This window comes from Asanoa sp. NPDC050611 (assembly GCF_040654855.1).
Taxonomy (GTDB): Bacteria; Actinomycetota; Actinomycetes; order Mycobacteriales; family Micromonosporaceae; genus Asanoa.
This window is the reverse complement of record NZ_JBFAIU010000602.1, coordinates 1-2,349: the sequence shown is the minus strand read 5'-3', so window position 1 is coordinate 2,349 and position 2,349 is coordinate 1. Positions and strand designations below refer to the sequence as shown.

General features: G+C 72.1%; 2 protein-coding genes and 1 pseudogene. All 3 read left to right on the top strand.

Annotated features, from left to right (window positions below; all coding sequences use genetic code 11):
* Positions 1 to 75 precede the first annotated feature (75 nt).
* Positions 76 to 384, top strand: a pseudogene (locus AB0H87_RS40800) (transcription termination factor Rho); the annotation flags it as partial.
* Positions 385 to 622: 238 nt separating this feature from the next.
* A complete protein-coding gene (locus AB0H87_RS40795) occupies positions 623 to 2,056 on the top strand; it encodes a nitric oxide synthase oxygenase (RefSeq protein ID WP_360158917.1) in 1,434 nt (477 codons plus the stop codon).
* A 35-nt stretch (positions 2,057 to 2,091) separates the two neighbouring features.
* Positions 2,092 to 2,349, top strand: a 258-nt coding sequence (locus AB0H87_RS40790) for an HAD hydrolase-like protein (protein WP_360158914.1), incomplete at its 3' end; no start/stop codon positions are given.

Here is a 2,349-nt window from a genome sequence, read left to right as displayed (position 1 = left end):
TCCGCCAGCGTCAGGAAAATCTCGATGTCCCGGAGCTCCACCCCGCGTGCACGCCCCTCTCCGTTCCGTGTCCGGCAGACCGGTTCCATGATGGACACGGTCATCTTCGAGGAGTTCAAGGGCACGGGCAACGCCGAGCTCAAGCTGGACCGGAAGATCGCCGACAAGCGGGTGTTCCCCGCGATCGACATCCACCCGTCCAGCACGCGCAAGGAGGAGATCCTGCTCGCGCCGGAGGAGCTGGCGATCACGCACAAGCTCCGCAAGGTGCTGCACTCGCTGGACTCGCAGGCGGCGATCGACCTCCTGCTGGACCGGCTCAAGCAGAGCCGCACCAACATCGAGTTCCTGCGCACGATCGCCAAGTCGACACCGGGAGAGTGACACCGGTCGCGACCGCGACAACCGGAACCGGCCCTACCTTCGCAGGTAGGGCCGGTTTCATGTTTTCGCAGGCCGGCACCTGTCTCGCACGTGCTCCAGCCGATCGCACAAGGTGTCCGATCTGCGCATGACCCCAGGTGAAACTCTCCTCACACTGCGCTCCGGACGCTGCCCCCCGACTGCGGCGGCATCACCGTGCGCAGGTGGACGTGACGACGTCATCAATCTGGGAGGCGCGATGACGACACCTGGTTACCGTGATATGCCCCCCGAGTCGTGGGATCCGGACGCCCCGGTGGACTTCGCCGAGGCCGAGGAGTTTCTGCGGATGTGCTACGGCGACAACAGCAAGCTGGGCTCGGTCGAGCCCCGGCTGGCGGTCGTCAAGGCGCAGATCGCCGCCACGGGCACCTACGTGCACACGCCGGACGAGCTCGCGTACGGTGCGCGGGTCGCCTGGCGGAACTCGAGCCGCTGCATCGGCCGGCTGTACTGGCGCAGCCTGGTGGTCCTCGACCGGCGCCGCGCGCGTACGCCCGAGGAGATCTTCGCCCTGATCGTGCGGCACCTGTGCATGGCCGGCGGCACCGCGGCGGCCAACCGTGAGCCCGGCGCCATCCGGCCGGTGATCTCGGTGTTCCCGCAGGCGCAGCCCGGCCGGCCCTACGCGCGGATCTGGAACGAGCAGCTGATCAGGTACGCCGGCTACCGCGACGTCAACGGCGGCGTGACCGGCGACCCGCGCGCGGTGCGGTTCACGGAGTCGATGCGCGACCTGGGCTGGCGCGGCAAGGGCGACGCGTTCGACGTGCTGCCGGTCGCGATCGAGACCCCGGCGCACGGCGTGCGCCTGTTCGAGCTGCCGGAGCGCGCGGTGCTGGAGGTGCCCCTGGCGCACCCCGAGTACGGCTGGTTCGCCGAGCTGGGCCTGCGCTGGCACGCGGTGCCGGCGATCTCCAACATGCGGCTGACGATCGGCGGGGTGCACTACCCGCTGGCGCCGTTCAACGGGTGGTACATGGGCACCGAGATCGGCGCGCGCAACCTGGCCGACCCGGACCGCTACAACATGGTGCCGGTGGTCGCCCGGATGCTGGGCCTGGACACCTCGAAGCCGCGCACCCTGTGGCGCGACCGCGCGCTCGTCGAGCTCAACCGGGCGGTGCTCTGGTCGTTCGAGCGGGCCGGCGTGAAGATCACCGACCACCACACCGAGTCGGACCGGTTCCTGGCCCACATCCGCAACGAGACCAAGGCGGGCCGCGAGACGCCGGCGGACTGGAGCTGGATCGTGCCGCCGATGTCGGGCGGGGCGACCGGTGTCTTCCACCGGTACTACCACGAGGCCGACCAGCGCCCGAACTTCTACCTGGACGCGGACGCCCGCGCCCTGGGCGTCCACGGCCACCGCGCCCACCTGGCGCGGACGGATCGGCCGGCCGAGGCACCGCCGGCAGGGCGACCCACGGCCCCCGCCACCGGCGCGGCGGGCACCAGCGCGGCGGGCACCAGCGCGCCGGGCACCAGCGCGCCGGGCACCGGCGCGGGGCCCGAGCCGGCCGGGGCCGGGGAGCAGCCGCGGCGGATCCCGACCCAGCCGTTCCCGCCCGCGGCCCCGTCCCGGGTGCTCCCGTCACCGACGCTGCGCCCGGCCTGCCCGGTGCGCCACTGAGCCCCTGGGTGGCGGCGGCCTGCCATGATCGGCCGATGCCGCTGCCACCCCAGGTCGACGCCGTCGTGTTCGACTGCGACGGGCTGCTCGTCGACACCGAGCCCTGCTGGACCGCCGCCGAGACCACGGTCTTCGCCGAGCATGGTTTCCCGTTCGGCCTCGAACAGAAGCAGATCGTCATCGGGCGCACCCTGGCCGCGGCAGGCGAGGCGATGGCCACCTACTTCGGCCGCCCCGGCACCGGCCCCGCCCTGGCGGCCCGGCTCCGCGACCTCGTCGCCGACGAGCTGGCG

Bases quoted from the DNA above. Each gene is read 5' to 3' on its own strand.
- AB0H87_RS40795 (WP_360158917.1), top strand. From the start codon at position 623: ATGACGACACCTGGTTACCGTGATATGCCCCCCGAGTCGTGGGATCCG.